General features: G+C 75.5%; 10 protein-coding genes. 6 read left to right on the top strand and 4 right to left on the bottom strand.

Going from position 1 to position 16,885, the window contains the following annotated elements:
* Window positions 1–51: 51 nt before the first annotated feature.
* Window positions 52–825 (top strand): SDR family oxidoreductase, encoded by a 774-nt coding sequence (locus IO40_RS0113405; RefSeq protein WP_016467474.1) that lies wholly within the window; start codon window positions 52–54, stop codon window positions 823–825.
* Here IO40_RS0113405 and IO40_RS0113410 read toward each other — a convergent pair.
* A complete protein-coding gene (locus tag IO40_RS0113410; protein ID WP_016467475.1) occupies window positions 783–1,760 on the bottom strand; it encodes an RNA polymerase sigma-70 factor in 978 nt (325 codons plus the stop codon). The two genes, IO40_RS0113405 and IO40_RS0113410, sit on opposite strands and share 43 nt — an antisense overlap.
* A 118-nt stretch (window positions 1,761–1,878) precedes the next feature.
* On the opposite strand from IO40_RS0113410, the gene IO40_RS0113415 reads away from it, so the two are divergent.
* Window positions 1,879–2,781: an alpha/beta fold hydrolase gene (locus IO40_RS0113415; RefSeq protein WP_016467476.1), complete on the top strand. Its 903-nt coding sequence runs from the start codon at window positions 1,879–1,881 to the stop codon at window positions 2,779–2,781.
* On the opposite strand, the gene IO40_RS0113420 is transcribed toward IO40_RS0113415, so the two are convergent.
* Window positions 2,774–6,352 carry a hypothetical protein gene (locus IO40_RS0113420; RefSeq protein ID WP_031175466.1) on the bottom strand — a complete coding sequence of 1,193 codons (3,579 nt, stop codon included), beginning with the start codon at window positions 6,350–6,352 and terminating at the stop codon, window positions 2,774–2,776. The two genes, IO40_RS0113415 and IO40_RS0113420, sit on opposite strands and share 8 nt — an antisense overlap.
* Window positions 6,353–6,576: 224 nt before the next feature.
* On the opposite strand from IO40_RS0113420, the gene IO40_RS0113425 reads away from it, so the two are divergent.
* From IO40_RS0113425 to IO40_RS0113440, 4 genes are all read left to right on the top strand, one after another.
* Window positions 6,577–8,163: an alkaline phosphatase D family protein gene (locus tag IO40_RS0113425; RefSeq protein WP_031175467.1), complete on the top strand. Its 1,587-nt coding sequence runs from the start codon at window positions 6,577–6,579 to the stop codon at window positions 8,161–8,163.
* 382 nt (window positions 8,164–8,545) lie between these two features.
* On the top strand, window positions 8,546–9,073 hold the full coding sequence (locus tag IO40_RS0113430; protein WP_031175468.1) for a DUF1990 family protein: 528 nt from the start codon (window positions 8,546–8,548) through the stop codon (window positions 9,071–9,073).
* Between the two features lie 130 nt (window positions 9,074–9,203).
* Window positions 9,204–10,433 carry a GNAT family N-acetyltransferase gene (locus tag IO40_RS0113435; protein WP_030408099.1) on the top strand — a complete coding sequence of 410 codons (1,230 nt, stop codon included), beginning with the start codon at window positions 9,204–9,206 and terminating at the stop codon, window positions 10,431–10,433.
* Window positions 10,434–10,550: 117 nt separating this feature from the next.
* Entirely contained in the window at window positions 10,551–12,263 is a 1,713-nt protein-coding gene (locus IO40_RS0113440; protein ID WP_016467481.1) for a DUF885 domain-containing protein, read from the top strand.
* A 66-nt stretch (window positions 12,264–12,329) separates the two neighbouring features.
* On the opposite strand, the gene IO40_RS0113445 is transcribed toward IO40_RS0113440, so the two are convergent.
* The gene (locus IO40_RS0113445) at window positions 12,330–15,590 is read right to left on the bottom strand and encodes an AAA family ATPase (protein ID WP_016467482.1); all 3,261 of its coding nucleotides are present in this window, start codon (window positions 15,588–15,590) and stop codon (window positions 12,330–12,332) included.
* The gene (locus IO40_RS0113450; protein WP_016467483.1) at window positions 15,587–16,834 is read right to left on the bottom strand and encodes an exonuclease SbcCD subunit D; all 1,248 of its coding nucleotides are present in this window, start codon (window positions 16,832–16,834) and stop codon (window positions 15,587–15,589) included. The genes IO40_RS0113445 and IO40_RS0113450 overlap by 4 nt, the downstream gene beginning before the upstream one ends.
* Between the last annotated feature and the right edge of the window lie 51 nt (window positions 16,835–16,885).

Below are 16,885 nucleotides of genomic sequence, written 5' to 3' on the forward strand. Positions count from 1 at the left end.
ATCATCGATCAAAAGCGGCCGGATTCGGCCCCCCATTTCCGGAGAGCCCCCATGTCCCGTCCCGTCACCCCGTCCTCCGTGCGGCGCGTCACCGTCATCACCGGAGGGAGCCGGGGCATCGGCGCCGCCACGGCCCTGCGGCTGGCCCGCGACGGGCACCGGGTGGGCCTCGGTTACGCCAAGGACGAGGAGGCGGCGCAGCGCACCGCGCAGGCCGTGCGCGAGGCGGGCGGCGAGGCTGTCGCCGTGCGCATGGACACCAGCGACGCGGCGGACGTCGACCGCCTCTTCGACACCGTGCGCGACGCCCTCGGGCCGATCACCGGGCTGGTCAACAACGCGGGCGTCTCCGGGCCCCTGGGCCGCTTCACCGAGACCTCGCCCGAGGTGATGCGCCGCGTGGTGGAGGTGAACGTGACCGGAGCCCTGCTGTGCGCCCGGCGTGCGCTGCGCGAGATGTCCACCGCGTACGGCGGGAGCGGCGGCGCCGTCGTGAACATCTCCTCCGCCGCCGCCACACTCGGCTCACCCGGCGAGTACGTCCACTACGCCGCGTCCAAGGCGGCCGTCGACGCCATGACGGTGGGGCTGGCCAAGGAGTTCACCGGCGAGGGTGTACGGGTCAACTGCGTGCAGCCGGGCTCCGTGCTGACCGAGATGCACGCCGTGATGGGCGACCCGGACCGGCCGTGGAAGAAGGCCCGGATCACCCCGGCCGGGCGGCCGGGCGAACCCGAGGAGATCGCCGACGCCGTCGCCTGGCTGCTCTCCGACGAAGCCTCCTACACCTCCGGAGCGGTGCTCCGCGTCGCGGGCGGGCTGTAGGGCACCGCGTCCGGGCGGTGCGCGGACGGCTGCCCGGCCGCCCGGCCGTCCAGATGGGCGAGCTTGTCCGGGTTGCGGATCAGGTAGACGGCCTGGATGAGACCGTCCACGACGTCCACCGTGATCACCGAGTCGGGCCGGCCGCCGTCGACGGCCAGCACCGCCTGACCACCGTTGAGTTCCAGGAAACGGAAGGCCAGCCCGGCCTGCCGCCCCTCGGGGCCGACGGCGGCCAGGAACCGGCCGACCTTCTCCACGCCGGTGATGACGCGGCGCGGCGCCTTGGCCCTGCCGCCGCTGTCCGAGACCAGCCGCACGTCCGGCGCCAGCAGCCCGACCAGCCCGGTCAGATCCCCGTCCACGGCGGCCTTCAGGAAACGCTCGGTCAGCTCGCGCTGGAGCGCGGGATCGACGTCGAAGCGCGGCCGGCGCTCGGCCACGTGCCGCCGAGCCCGCCCCGCGAGCTGGCGTACCGCGGCCTCGCTGCGCTCCAGCGTCTGCGCGATCTCGGCGTACGGGAAGCCGAACGCCTCCCGCAGCACGAACACCGCGCGCTCCAGCGGGGAGAGGGACTCCAGCACGACCAGTACGGCCAGCGAGACGGACTCGGCCAGCATCGCCCGCTCGGCGCCGTCCTCGGTGTCGCGGCTTGCGCCCGGCAAAAGGTCGGTGACCAGCGGCTCGGGCAGCCAGCTTCCGACGTAAGCCTCCCGGCGGGCCTGCGCCTGGCGCAGCCGGTCGAGGGCGAGCCGGGTGGTGACGCGCACCAGATAGCCGCGCGGCTCGCGCACCTGCTCCCGGTCGGCCTTCGACCAGCGCAGCCACGCCTCCTGCACGACGTCCTCGGCGTCGGCCACCCGGCCGAGCATGCGGTAGGCGACACCGTCGAGCACCGGACGGTGTTGCTGGAAGACCTCGGTCGCGTCAGCGGTCACGCCGTCATCATGCCACCGGCCAACAGGCGGCGACGGCACAGGGGTTCCCCGGCGACGGGCCTTGCTGACATCGTGTCAACGAGCCGGAGCGGTTCCCCTCGCAGGAAGGCAAGGAGTCATGCCCGCCCTCTACACCCCGCAGACGCCCGCCCGTGTCTCCGCCACCACCGTCCGGGTGTCCCTGCCCGGCGGGCCCGGCGTCGAGATGGCGTACGCACGCCGCGGCGCCGGCGAGCCGATGCTGCTGCTGCACGGCGTCGGCCACCACTGGCAGGCATGGGAACCGGTGCTCACCGTGCTCGCCGGCTCCTACGACGTGATCGCCCTCGACCTGCCCGGCTTCGGCGCCTCCCGGGGGCTGCCGGACGGTGTCTCCTACGCGCCGGAGACCATGGTGCCGCTGCTCGCCCGGGCCTGCGCCGCGCTCGGCGTGGCACGCCCGCACGTGGCGGGCAACTCACTGGGCGGACTCCTGGCCCTGGAGCTGGGCCTGCACGGCCACGCACGGTCGGTGACCGCACTGGCCCCGGCCGGCTTCTACACCGTGCCCGAACGCCGGTACGCCTTCGCGGTGCTGCGCGGCATGCGGGCCGGGGCACGGGCGCTGCCCGACCCGCTCCTCGGACTCGTCGCGCGCAGCGCGGCCGGCCGGACGGCGCTCACCGGCACCATCTACGCCCGGCCCGGGCGCCGTTCGCCCGACGCCGTCGTCGCGGAGACCCGGGCACTGCGCGGCGCCGCCGGCTTCGACCCCGTACTGGCCCAAGGACGCCGGCCCGAGACCCGGTTCACCCAGGACATCACCGGCATACCCGTGACGATCGCCTGGGGCGACCGGGACCGGCTGCTGCTGCGCCGGCAGGGCGTCCGCGCCAGACGCACGATCCCCGGCGCACGCCTGGTACGGCTGCGCGGCTGCGGACACGTACCGATGAACGACGATCCGGCCGCCGTCGCCCGCGTCGTCACGGAAACGGCCCGCTCGGCGGAGCGGAAGGCCACCGAGGCCGTCCTCAGCTGAGCGCGTGCTCGATGCGCAGCTCCAGCGCGCCCGCCTCGCTCATCCGCTCGGCGACGGTGCCGTGCGGATCGGGCGTACCGTCCGGATAGGCCGCCCGCACCCGGGTCAGCCGGGTGACCGCCTCGTCGTAGCGGCCCAGGTCGGCCTCCAGCCCGGCGGCCCGCAGCTCCGCGCTCGTCGCCTCGTGCAGACCGGCCTCGCCGCAGGCGTGGAACGCCCGCACCGCGCGGTCCGCGTACTCGATCCCCCGCGCGTAGCAGGCAAGCACCGCCTCGCCCTGCTCGCCCGGACCGGGCAGCGGCACCGGCTCGATCAGCAGCTCGGCGGTCTGCCGGTAGGTGTGACCGGTCTCCAGCCGCAGCCGCAGCCGCTGCTCGTCGTCCAGTTCGCCCTCCGGGTCGCGCAGGGCCGTGGCGATCTCGTGCTGGGCGGCGTCCATGCACCGCAGCGACTCCTCCACCGGGGCGCCCGCCTCCATGGCCAGCCAGGCGCGGGCGTGCAGCGTACGGATGACCGCGTGCCGGTCCCCCTGCGCCCGCCACAACTCCTCCGCCCGCGCGTACAGTTCACCCGCCGCCGCGTACTGCCCGCAGGCGCGGTGCGTGTCCGCCGCCAGATGCGTGACGACAGCGTGCCCGTGCCGGTCCTGCCACGGCTGCGGCCACACCGCGGCACGGTGCAGCAGCCGCGCCGCCTCCCGCAACTGTTCCGGACGGCCGCAGCACTGGCCGAGCCAGACACACGCCTGCACGATGCCGGGCTCGTCGGCGGCGGCCAACAGCTCCTCCAGAGCCGCGACGAGGATCGCCGCCGCCTCGTCGGGCTGCTCCAGCACCAGCAGACAGCCGCCCAGCCGGAGCCGGGCACGGGTGGCCTCGCCCCCGTCCGTGCTCCGCAGCACGTGCACGGCGTGCCGCAGCGACTCGGCCTCCTCGGCCAGCAGCCCCTGGGCGGCGTGCGTATCGGCGTGCAGCAGGTGCAGCCGGGCCACATCGGCCGGGGCCCGGTCGGCCCGCCGCCCCCGGTCGTCCTCCAGCGCACCGCGCAGCACCTCGTCGGCCCGCTTGTGGTCGCCGGTCTCCATCAGCAGCCGCGCCAGCGCGATCTCGGGCGCGCTCGCGGCCCAGGGGCGGCCCGCCGCGTGGAAGAGGCCGGCCGCCTCCCCCAGCAGGTCGGCCGCGCGCGACGGATCTCCCCGCCAGGCGGCGAGCCGCCCCCGCGTCTCGGTCGCCTCGGCGATCCGGGCGAGCACCGCCGGCCGGTGCCCGTCCGGCTGGGCGAGCGCGATCAGCGCGGCGAGCTCCTCGTCGAGGGCGTCGGCGTCCGGCCCCGGCACGTGCGGCGCCCCGTTCGCCGCGTCGAAGGGCGTGCCCGTCTCGTCACGGTCGCAGTCGGCGCGGGCGCACAGCTCCCGGGCACGCATCCGGGCGCGGGTCAGCAGCACGGCCGTGGTCTGCCGCGTGTCGGCACTGCCCTCCACGTACAGGCGCCGCGCCTCGCTGCACAGCGCGTCGATGGACTCCGACGGTACGGCGGCTCCCGCCGGCGCGTAGGAGGCGGAGAAGACGGCACGCGCACGGCAGGCGAGGGCTTCACCGGGCAGGCCGGCGCTCGCGTACAGACGGGCAGCCTCCGCGAAGCGCGCGGCGCCGGACGCCGGGTCGGTACGGGCGGTCTCCATCGCCCGCTGGTCGAGGAGTTCGGCCCGCTGCGCGGGACCGAGCCGCAGCCCGGTGCGCTCGACGGCCTCCTCCACGGCTGCCCACAGCGCCGCCGCCCGCGGATGTCCGTCCGCACCGAGCCGCCGCGCCTCGGCGAACAGCTCCCGCGGGTCCCTCTCGACACGAGCACCACGCGGGGCCTGGGCACGGGGGCGCCCCGGAGCTTGGACGCGGGCGTCTTGCGGGGCCTGGGCGCGGGCGTGCGGCGGGGCCTGGGCTTCGGTGTGCTGCGTTGCCCTGGCTTCGGTGCCGGGCGGGGCCTCGGCGCTGGTGCCTTGCGGGCCCCCGGCGCTGGTGACTTGCGGGGTCCCGGCGTCGGCGTCCTGCGGGACCTCCGCGTGGGCGGCCCGCCCGGTCCCGGCTTCGGTGTCCCGGCGGGCCCCGGCACCGTCGCCGGGTCGAGCCTCGCCGCCAGCCCCCTGCGGCACCCCGGCGCGGGTGCCCGGCGGGTCGCCGGCGCTGGTGTCGTTTGCGTCCGGGGCCGTCGTCTCGGGCCGTTCCGCTGGTGCGGGCGCGCCGCTCGCTCCGTCAGCAGTCCGGAGCCGGGGCGCGGCCCCGATGTACGTGCCCTTCGTGCCGGGCTCCGCGGGCGGTGCCATCCCGCTTCCGGTTCCGGTTCCGGTTCCGGCCGTCGTCGGACCGGCCGCCCGGGGGCGGTCCGGTTCCGGAGGGAGGGCGGCGGCGCCGACGCCCAGGGGAAGGTACGGGGTGGACGGTTCGGCGGCGAGCCGCGTGCGGAGGGCGGCGCGGTGATGGGTGCCGTCGGCACGCCGGTCGAACCGCTCGGCGACGTCCTGCGCCTGGGCCTCGGCGTACTGGGCGAGCGCGGCGGCCGTCCAGCCGAAGCCCGGCGGTCCGGGCACGGCCAGCGTGCCGTGGCCGCGCGCCGTGATCCGCCGCATCAGCAGGGCCACGGCGGCCGACCAGGCGCCGTAGCCGCCCGGGTCCTGGTCCGGCCGCCAGCGGGCGTCGTCCTGCTCGGCCAGGATCTCCAGACCGCGCGGCTCGTTGCCGGTGCGGGCGCAGAACTCCAGGTGCCGGGCGACGGCGCGGCGTCCGGTGGGCGCGTCGCGTACCAGGAGGTAGCCGGCGACGTGCCGGCTGCGGGCCTCCTCGACGCGGCCGAGCCGCAGCAGGGGCAGCAGCGCGTCGGCCAGCAGGAAGGGCTGCTGGGTGGTGCACGGGTACTCGCCGCGCAGCACCGGTTCCCACATGCGCAGCGCCGCTTCGTCCTCGGCCGCGCCCGAGCCCGGCTCGGCGGCCTCGGCCCGTGCGGCGCGGGCCGCGTGCGCCCGGCCGCGCCAGGCCAGTTCACAGCCCAGGCAGTCGGCGCTGCCGTCCCGTTCGGCGGCCAGCCAGGCGCCGTAGGACTCATCCGCGCGTGCCTGGTCGCCGAAGCTGACGGCGGCCAGGAACTCCCGGGCGTGCACCGCGCGTTGGGACATGCCCGCACCGGCGTGCCGGCGCGCCATGGCGGCCAGCCACTCCTCGATGTCCGCCTGCGGGGTGCCGGGGTCGGCGAGCAGGTCCTCCACCGCCCAGCGCAGCGACCACACGAGCGCTGTGGCGGCGCCGTCCTCGAACGCGTCGGGGTGCGTCTCGCGCAGCCGCAGGGCGCGGGCCACGACCTGCGGTGTGGAGCGGGCGGCGGAGCCGAAGGCACGGCTGGCGGCCAGGTGCAGCAGCGCTTCGGCGAGTGCGGCGCGGCCCTCCCGTGTCCCTCCGTCCGCGAGGGCGTCGGCCTCGGCGACCAGTTCCTCCGCACGGGTGACACGCTCGGGTCCGTGCGGTGCCCGCCCCCGCGCCCGGATCTCCTCGCGCAGCTGTGCGGGGGTACGGCTGGTCGTCATCGGGCCTCCTGGGCCGGGATCGGCGTATCGGGTGGTATGCGGGCGGAGTTGTCCCGTGAAGCGGCATCTTAGGACGATCGGAGCGGCCGGACGGTACGAGTCGGTGCGTGGCCTCTTCTGCCGGGTGTGGCACCGGGTGTTCACTGAGGCTTCGTGTACCCGGCATCCGCAGCCGGTACAGCTGTGTCCGCGACGCCGAGACGCCCACGCTTCGAGGAGACCCCATGGCCCCAGGCGAACCGACGACAGGCCACACCCCCGGCAGACGCGCGGTGCTGCGCGGAACGGCCGCGGCCGGCGCGGCACTCTCGCTGCCGCTGCTCGGTGCGGCGACGTCCCCGGCCCAGGCACGGCGGGGACGCCCGTCGGCCGACTGGGGAGTGCAGGCCGGAGACGTGACGACCTCCTCGGGGCTGGTGTGGGTACGGTCGGACCGGCCCGCGCGGATGGTGGTGGAGACGGCCGCGACCGAGTCGTTCCGCAACGCGCGGCGCTGGCGCGGCCCCCTGCTGGGGCCGGACACGGACTTCACGGGGCGTACGGCCCTGCACGGGCTGCCGCCGGGCGAACAGATCCACTACCGGGTGACGCTGGTCGATCCGGACGACCCCCGCCGGTCGAGCCGCCCGGTGGAGGGCACGTTCCGTACGGCACCCGCACGCCGGCACGGCGTACGGTTCCTGTGGTCGGGCGATCTGGCGGGACAGGGCTGGGGCATCAACCCGGACCGGGGCGGCTACCCGATCTTCGACCGGATGCGGAGCCTGGACCCGGATTTCTACCTCAACAGCGGCGACGCCATCTATGCCGACTCCCCCATCCAGGAGCGGGTGACGCTGCCGGACGGCAGTGTGTGGCGGAACGTGACGACGGAGGAGAAGTCGAAGGTCGCCGAGACGCTGGCGGAGTTCCGCGGCAACTTCCGCTACAACCTGCTGGACCAGAAGCTGCGCCGGTTCAACGCGCAGGTGCCGTGGATCGCGCAGTGGGACGACCACGAGGTGCTCAACAACTGGTATCCGGGCGAGATCCTGGACGACGACCGGTACACCGTCAAGGACGTCTCCACCCTCGCGGCGCGCTCCCTGCGGGCGTTCAGCGAGTACTTCCCCATCAGCACCCTGCCGCCGAAGGACGAGGAGGGCCGGGTCTACCGGGTGGTGCGGCACGGTCCGCTGCTGGACCTGTTCGTGCTGGACATGCGCACCTACCGCAACGCCAACTCACCGGGCCGGCAGCCGGACGACACCCGGGGCATCCTCGGCCGACGGCAACTGGGGTTGCTCAAGCGGGAGTTGAGCCGCTCGCGCGCGGTGTGGAAGGTCATCGCCGCGGACATGCCGCTGGGGCTGGTCGTCACGGACGGGAAGACGGATTTCGAGGCTGTCGCACAGGGCGACCCCGGCGCGCCGCTGGGCCGGGAGCTCCAGATCGCCGAGCTGCTGCGGCACATCAAGCACCGCCGGATCACCGGCACGCTGTGGCTGACGGCGGACGTGCACTACACCTGCGCGCAGCGCTACGACCCGGACCGGGCGGCCTTCAAGGACTTCGCGCCGTTCTGGGAGTTCGTCTCCGGGCCGCTGAACGCGGGCGGTTTCGCCGCGCTGAAACTGGACGGCACCTTCGGCCCGGAGCAGAAGTTCGTCAAGGCCCCCACCCGGGCCAACACCCCTCCCACGGAAGGGGGACAGTACTTCGGCCAGGTGGACATCGACGGCACCAGCGGCGAGCTGACGGTACGCCTGCGGGAGGAGAGCGGCAGGGTGCTCTTCACGCAGGTGCTCCAGCCCGGAAGGGTCGGCCAGTAGCGGGGTCCGCGCTCTGAACGGGTCCCCTCCCGGGCGGGAGGGAGGGGGTCCTCGTCGTGTCCACGTTCCGCTCGATGTCGGCTGCGGTTGCCCGCCGCTCCATCGTTCCCGGGCGCCGTCATGCCCGCCAGGCGAAGCCGGAACCACCGGATGGGTTCTCCTCTGCCCCGGTGCTGCCCGGCCGCGGCCCGACCGTCCTCGACCGCCGGGGAACCACCCCCGCTTCGATGCCGGGGAATCACCCCCGCTTCGACGAAGGGGTCGCCTCCGCGGAGAGACGGGGCCCGGCCGCCGGTGGTGCGGACCGCAAACGGGCGGATCCGGGACAGGGCCCGGGGCCCCGCGTACCCGGCGCCGGGCCGTCGCGGGGATACTGCCGGGCGTGACCAGCGAGCACTCCCGCGGCCCCGCCTTCACCTACTCCCCCGTCGGGCAGACCGCCCACCGGGTGACGCCGCCCGGGTTCAGCGGGCTGCGGGTGTGCACCGAGCTGGGGTCGGGGCCCGGCGTGTTCGCGGCGGCGTCCCGGGCGCTGCTGGAGTGGCGGATGCACCGTGCCATGGGCGTACGGATGACGTCCGACGCCGCGCGGGCCGCCCCCGGGGTGCGGGTGACGGTCGGGCTCGGTGTGGGCCGGCTGCGGGTGGAGGGACCGTGCCGGGTGGTGTGGACGGTCGAGGAGGAGCGCCGCGCCGGGTGGGCGTACGGCACCCTCGCGGGACATCCCGAGCACGGCGAGGAGGCGTTCTTGGTGGAGCACGCGCACGACGGGCGGGTCCGGCTGACGGTGTGGGCGTACAGCAGGCCCGCGGCGTGGTGGGCCCGGGCCGCCGGTCCCCTGGTGCCGGTCTTCCAGCGGCTGTACGCGCACCGGTGCGGACAGGTGCTGCGCCGGCTGGCGCGCGGCTGAGTCCGTCCGGGGAGCGCAGCCGCGCCCCGCAACATGACCGAAACCGGATGTTTGACCTCCAGGTGCTCCTTTTACGCACCTGTCACGCGACGTTCGTGGCCAGGCAACGCCGGTCCGCGAGGGTGGCGGTATGGCTGACGACGCTGCCGCGAAGACGACCCGCCCCTCGACCGTGGTGCCCCGCCCCCTGCGCCGGGCGGTGCTGGCCGCCCGGACGAGGTGGCAGGCCTGCCGCCCCCACGGCACGCCCGGCGCGCCGCTGCCGCCCGCCGGACCGGACCCGGACGCCGGCCGCCCCACCGGGCAGCCCGGCCCGGCCGCCGCGACAGCCCTGTGGCGGGTGCGTACCACCGTGCGGGAGGAACCGGGTTCCCTCGCCCGGGTGTGCGCGGCGCTGGCGGCCGGCCAGGTGGACATCCTCGCGCTCCAGACCCACCCCCTGGGCGACCGCACCGTCGACGAGTTCCTGCTGCGCACCCCGGCGTCCCTGGCACCGGACGAGCTGCGGCGGATGCTCACCGCCGCGGGCGGCAGCGCCACCTGGGCCGAACGCGCAGACGCACACGATCTGGTGGACACCCCCACCCGGGTCCTCGGGCTGGCGGCCCGCACCGCCGTCGACAGCGCGGAACTCCCCCTCGCGCTGCGCCGGTTGCTGGGGCGCTGCACCATCCGCTCGGTGCCCGGGGACACTCCACAGGCAGGCACACTGGAGGGTACGTCGCTGCGTCTGCCCGACCCCGCCGGAGGAGAGATCGTCGTGGAACGGCACCATGTGCCCTTCACCCCCACCGAGTACGCGCGCGCCCAGGCGCTGGTCGAACTGGACGCCCGGCTGGGCCGGCGCGCTCCCCGGGACCGGGACGCGCTGCTGCTGCCCGCCGGACAGCCGGTGACGATCCGCCGCGCCGGCGAGGAGGACCTGGAGGCGGCGCTCGCCATGCACTCCCGCTGCTCGCAGCGGACCCTCGGCAGCCGCTACCACGGCCCCGTCAAGGACGCCGACGGCTATCTGCGGCACCTGCTCTCCCCCCGCTTCGGCCGCACTCTCGCCGTGGAGTCGGCCGCCGGCGAACTGGTCGCCCTCGGCCATCTGCTGTGGGACGGCGACGAGACGGAGGCGGCCCTGCTGGTCGAGGACGCCTGGCAGCGGCGCGGCATCGGCTCCGAGCTGCTGCGGCGGCTGACCGGTATGGCGCGGGAGGCCGGCAGCGAGAGCGTCTACGCGGTCACGCAGGCGTCCAACACCGGAATGGTCGCGACCATGCGCGGCCTGGGCCTGCCCCTCGACTACCAGGTGGAGGAGGGCACCCTGGTGGTGACCGCCACCCTGACGCCGGCCGCCGTGGCACCCCACTGACCCGCGCACGCCCCGGCCCGCACACGGCCCGGGCCGCCCGGCGTGTCCGCGGCCTGTTCGCTGCGGGCGTTGCCGCCCGGCTGACGACGAGGGGCCCCGCGTACGAGGATGGGGCCCATGTCCGATGCGAACACCTCAGCGTCCAACGGTCCCCTGCCCCGCCAGGTGGCCGACACCTATGTCGACGCCCTCGTCGACCTCGACCCGATCACCGGCACATACCTCGGCGTGCCGGAGAGCCACGGGAAGCTGCCCGACTTCTCCCCGGGCGGGCAGGAGGCGCTGGCCACCCTGTGCCGCACCACTCTGGAGGAGCTGGCCGCGGCCGAGGCACGGCCCGGCGGGGAGCGGGACGAGGAGCGGCGCTGCGCACGGCTGCTCCGCGAGCGGCTGACCGCGGAGCTGGCCGTCCACGAAGCGGGCGAGGGGCTGCGTGCCGTCAGCAACCTCAGCTCCCCGCTGCACTCGGTGCGGAGCATCTTCACGGTCATGCCGTCCGAGACGGAGGAGGACTGGGAGAAGGTCGCCGCGCGGATGCGGGCCATGCCGGTGGCGCTCGACGGCTACCGGGCGTCACTGGCCGAGGGGCTGTCCCGGAAGCTGTACGCGGGCCCCCGCCAGGTGTCCACGGTTCTGGGGCAGCTCGCCGAGTGGCTCGGCGAGAGCGAGGGCGCCGACCGGCGCGGCTGGTTCGCGCAGTTCGCCGCCGAGGGGCCCGAGGCGCTCCGCACCGAACTGGAGGGCGCCGCGGCGGAGGCCACCCGCGCCCTGGGCGAGCTGCGCGACTGGCTGCGCGACGTGTACGCGCCCGGTGTCACCGGCGCCCCAGAGACGGTGGGCCGCGAGCGGTACGCGCGCTGGGCACGCTACTGGAACGGCGCCGACCTCGACCTGGACGAGGCCTACCACTACGGCTGGGAGGAGTACCACCGGCTGCTGGCCGAGATGCGCACCGAGGCGGAGAAGATTCTGCCCGGCGCGAAGACGCCCTGGGAGGCGCTGCGCCACCTCGACACCCACGGCGAGGCCGTCGAGGGCGTCGAAGAGGTGCGGGTGTGGCTCCAGGGGCTGATGGACCAGGCGATCTCCGAGCTGGACGGCACCCACTTCGAACTGTCCGAGCAGGTGCGCCGCGTGGAGTCGCGGATCGCACCGCCCGGCAGCGCGGCGGCGCCCTACTACACCCAGCCGTCGCTGGACTTCTCCCGCCCGGGCCGCACCTGGCTGCCCACCATGGGCGAGACCCGCTTCCCGGTCTACGACCTGGTCACCACGTGGTACCACGAGGGTGTGCCGGGCCACCATCTCCAGCTGGCCCAGTGGACGTACGTCGCGGACAAGCTCTCCCGCTACCAGACGACGGTCGGCATGGTCAGCGCCAACGCCGAGGGCTGGGCGCTGTACGCGGAGCGGCTGATGGACGAGCTGGGCTACCTGACGACGGCCGAGCGGCGGCTGGGCTATCTGGACGCCCAGATGATGCGGGCGACCCGGGTCATCGTGGACATCGGCATGCATCTGGAGCTGGAGATCCCCGCCGATTCCCCGTTCCACCCCGGTGAGCGGTGGACCCCCGAGCTGGCGCAGGAGTTCTTCGGGATGCACAGCGGCCGGCCCGCGGACTTCGTGGAGAGCGAACTGGTGCGGTACCTGGGCATGCCGGGCCAGGCCATCGGCTACAAGCTGGGCGAGCGTGCCTGGCTGGAGGGCCGGGCGGCGGCCCGGCGGGCCCACGGCGCGGCGTTCGACGCGAAAGCGTGGCACATGGCCGCGCTCTCCCTCGGCTCCCTCGGCCTCGACGACCTGGTGGCCGAACTCTCCGCCCTCTGAGGGCCACTCTCCCGGGGAACGAGGGGGTGGGTGCCTCGTTCCCCGGGGCGGGAGGGCCCGACCGGCTCAGGCCGCGGCGGGCGCCGTGTGGTGGCGGAGCGCGGAGCCGGCGCGGGACTTGACGATCTCCAACTGGGTGGGGACGCGCTGCCGCAGATCGGCGACGTGGCTGACGATGCCGACGCAGCGGTCCCGCTCCCGGAGGGAGTCGAGCACGTCCAGCACCTCGTCCAGCGTCTGCTCGTCCAGGCTGCCGAAGCCCTCGTCGATGAACAGGGTCTCCAGCCGGGTGCCGCCGGCCTCCTCCGTCACCACATCGGCCAGGCCGAGCGCGAGGGCGAGGGAGGCGAAGAAGGTCTCACCGCCCGAGAGGGTGGCGGTGTCCCGTTCGGCGCCCGTCCAGGCGTCCACGACGTGCAGCCCCAGCCCGGATCTGCCGCGCCCGGAGGCCCGTTCGTCGGAGTGCACCAGCGTGTAGCGGCCCGAGGACATCCGGGCGAGCCGGGCGGAGGCGGCTGCGGCGACCTGTTCGAGACGGGCCGCCAGCACATACGACTCCAGCCGCATACGGCGTTCGTTCTCCGCGGAGGTGCCCGCGGTCAGGGCCGCCAGCCGGGCCACCCGGTCGTACTCCTCGCGCAGCGGCGCGAGGCGCAGCGCGCGCTCGCGGGCCCGCTCGCCCAGCTCGGTGAGCGCCGCCACCCGCTGCCGTGCCGCGTGCTGCTGCGTCTCGGCCGTGCGCAGGCGCTGCTCGGCGGCCTCGGCCGCCGCCCGCGCGGCCTCCGGTTCGGCCTCCGGCAGCCGCGCCGCGGCGGCCAGCGCGGGATCGGCCAGTTCTTCCCGTACGGCGGCCTCCTCGGCCTGCCGCCGTTCCAGCCGCCCGCGCAGCTGGCGCTGTTCGGCCTCGGGCACGACGGCCGCCGCGGCGTCGTCGGGCGAGGCGAAACCCGCGCGCTGGGCGGCCTCGGCCAGGTGCGTTTCGGCTTCCGCGAGCCGTACGGCCGCGCCCTGTGCCGTCTGCGCCGCCTCGGCGGCCTGCGACAGCAGCGTGATGCGGCGCTCCAGCCGGGTGCAGCGGGCGGCGACGCTGGGCGCGTCGCCCCTGGCGCGGTCGAGCCGTTCGGTGAGGGACGTCAGTTCGCGGTGGAGGGCTTCACGGGTGGAGGCGCGGGCGGCGGCGCGCCGCTCGGCTTCCTGACGGACGGTACGGCGCTCTTCGTACTCGCGTTCGGCCGCGGCCAGGGCCTCGTGCGCCGCATGGGCGGCACCCGCCTGGGCGTGGGCACGGGCGTGCTCGTCCTCCAGCCGCTGGACGGCAGCGGCGAGCGCCTCGGTGCTGCTGCCTCCGGCGTCCGCCTGGCCCGCGGCCTCCCCTTCGCCGGATCGCGCCCGGTCTTCGCCGGATCGCGCGCCGTCTCCCGCCTCCCCTGCGGCGGCTTCGACTGCTGCCTCGGCGTGGCCGGCGCGGAGGGCGGCGAGCCGCTCCTCCGCCGCCTGCCTGCGCTCTCCGGCTTCCTGGGCGGCGGCGGCAGCGGCTTCCTCGGCGGCACGGTCGACGTGATCGGCCTCCTCCCTGGCCGGCGCGGGGTGCTGCTCGGAGCCGCAGACGGCGCAGGGTTTCCCGTCCGCCAGGTCGGCCGCGAGTTCTGCGGCGATGCCGCGCAGCCGCCTCTCGCGCAGGGACAGCCAGTGCTCCTTCGCCTCCGTCGCCTCCTCACGGGCGTGCTGGAGCTGGGCTGTCGCGCTGTCGATCTCCGCGGCCAGCCGGTCGCGGCGGCGGGCGGCCTGGAGGCGGGCACGCGCGGGGTGCAGCAGCCCGGCGAGGCGCTCGGCGCGCATGGCCGCGTCCTGCGTCTCGGCCACGCGCCGTTCCAGCGCGTGGTGCTGCTCCTCCCAGCCGGCCAGCCACTCCTGCGTCTCGTGCAGCAGTTCCTCGTCGGCGTGGGAGTCCGCGTCGAGGCGGCGCAGCTCGGACTCGATCCCCGCGAGCCGGGGCTCCTCCTCGCGGGCGGCGCGCAGAGCGCCGAGCTCCTGCCGCATGTCGCCCTCCGCGGCGGCCAGTTGCGCGTGGCCGGCCGTACGGAGGTGATCGGGCAGGGCGGCGCGGGCCTGCTCCTCCGCTGCCTGGGCACGGGCGTGCTCCTCGCGGGCGGACCGGTGCAGTCGCAGGGCCGGTGCGACGGCTTCGGCGGCCTGCGCCCGCTCCAGCCGCCGGCGCAGGGCGTCGTGTGCGGCCTGCTCGGCTTCGAGCGCGTCGGCGCGGGCCCGGGCGCGCGCGTGCCGCTCCTGGGCACGGGCGAGTTCCCGGGCCTCCTCCAGCTTCCGGACGGCGTCGATGTGCTGTTCGCGCGCCGTCTCGGCGGCCAGCGCCGCGGAGGCGGACCGTTCGTGCGCGTAGCCGCGGGCCTGCGCAGCCCAGGCCAGTACGGCGTCGGCGAGGCCGGGGTCGCCGGGGGCGAGGCGGGGGCGCGCCGCCCCGTCGGTGTCCCGCGGGCGTCCGGCCGCGGTGGCGCGGGCGCTCCCGCGGGTGGCGCGCTTGCCGTCGGCCGCCGCCCCTGGACGCTGGCCGGGGAGCGTCCCGGCACCGGGCCCCGGCGCCGGGTCCCCTTCGGGGGTGTCGGCCGGCCCCTCCCCCAGTTCCGCCGGGTCGTCGCCGACCGCCTGCCGCATCCGGTGGGCGAGGGCCAGCAGTTCCTCGTCGGCCGTCACGACCTGCTGCTGGGCGCTCTTGCGCATGCGTGCCAGCTCTTCCTCCACGGCCGCGAACCGGCCGGTGTCGAAGAGCCGGCCGAGGAGTTTGGCCCGGTCCTCGGCCCCGGCGCGCAGGAACCGCGCGAAGTCGCCCTGCGGGAGGAGGACGACCTGGCAGAACTGGTCCTTGCTCATGCCGAGTGCCTGGCCGATCTCCTCACCGATCTCCTGGTGGGAACGGCTGAGGCCCTGCCACTGCCCGGTCGCCGGATCCCAGGCGCGCAGCTCGCAGCGGGCCCGCTCGCGGGTGAGCCCGGTGCCGCGTGCCTTGGGACGCATCTGCTCGGGCGAGCGGGTGATCTCCAGTCGCCGCCCGGCGACGGTGAGTTCGAGGACGACCTGGGTGAGGGTGCCGGGTGCCGCGTGGTCGCTGCGCAGCGTGCCGCCGGGCTGCTGGCGGGCGCCGGGCACACTGCCGTAGAGGGCGAAGCAGACGGCGTCCAGCACGGAGGTCTTGCCCGCTCCGGTGGGGCCGTGCAGCAGGAAGAGCCCGCCGGAGGAGAGGGCGTCGAAGTCGACGGTGTGGGTGCCGCCGAAGGGGCCGAAGGCGGTGAGGGTGAGGGTGTGCAGTCTCATCGGACCGCCTCCTGCCCGGCGGGTCCGGCGGCCGGCGCATCGGCGGTCCGGGCGGATGCCGGCGTACGGGGCGCTGCCACGGGCGTGTGCGGTTCGGTCTCGGCGACGCGTACGGCGTCGAGTGCCCGGCCGAGCATGTCGCGTTCCTCGGGGGCCGCGGCCCGTCCGGGGCGGACGTGGCCGACGAAGTCCTCCGCGATCTGCCGGTCGGTGCGGTTGCGCAGCCGAACGGCGTAGGAACGCCGGTCGTCGGTCTCCTCCCGTTCCGGCGCGAAGACGAGGCTGACGATGTGCGGGAAGCGCTTCTCCAGCCGGGCCATGGGGTCGTGCGGGCGGGCCGGGTCGGTGAGGGTCGCCTCCACCCAGGAATCGGTGTGCTCCTCGTGGGCGGGGTCGGTGAGCAGTTCGTCGAGGGTGCCGCTCAGCCGGGCGAGGGGCCGGGGGACGGGACAGTGCAGCCGTTCGGCGGTGACGCCGCCGTCGGGCGCGAGGTCGACCAGCCACATCGACTTGGGGTGCCCGGCCTCGGAGAAGGAGTAGGCGAGCGGGGTGCCCGAGTAGCGCACCCGCTCGGTGATGGTCTGGCAGTTGTGCAGGTGCCCGAGGGCGGCGTAGTGGACGCCGTCGAAGACGGAGACGGGCACGGAGGCGACACCGCCCACGGTGATGTCCCGTTCGCTGTCGGAGGCCGCGGCGCCGGTGACGAAGGCGTGTGCCAGCACGACGGCGCGGGTGCCGGCGGGTCTGGCGGCGAGGTCGGCACGGACGCGGTCCATGGCGGCGCCGAGGACGGCGGTGTGGCTGCCGCCGGTGGCGCCGAGGGTCTGCCGCACGAGTGCGGGCTCCAGGTAGGGGATGCCGTAGACGGCGACCTCACCGCCCCTCTCGTCCGGCAGCAGCACGGGCGTGCCGCACGCGCCCGGGTCGGTGCGCAGATGGACACCGGCGCGGTCCATGAGTGCGGCGCCGACGCCCAGCCGGCGGGGCGAGTCGTGGTTGCCGGAGATCATGACGGTGGGCACGGCGCGTTCCGCGAGGCGGTGCAGCGCGTGGTCGAACATCTCGACGGCGGCCAGGGAGGGCACCGCCCGGTCGTAGATGTCACCGGCGACGAGCACGGCGTCCACCGCGCGTTCCTCGACGGTGGCGACCAGATGGTCGAGGAAGGCGCGCTGGGCGTCCAGGAGGCTCACGCGATGGAAGCTCCGGCCCAGATGCCAGTCCGAGGTGTGCAGCAGACGCATGGTCAACGACCTTAAGGCCCGCCACTGACAGCCGGTTGCGGCCCCCGGGCC

This window comes from Streptomyces albus subsp. albus (assembly GCF_000725885.1).
GTDB lineage: Bacteria > Actinomycetota > Actinomycetes > Streptomycetales > Streptomycetaceae > Streptomyces > Streptomyces albus.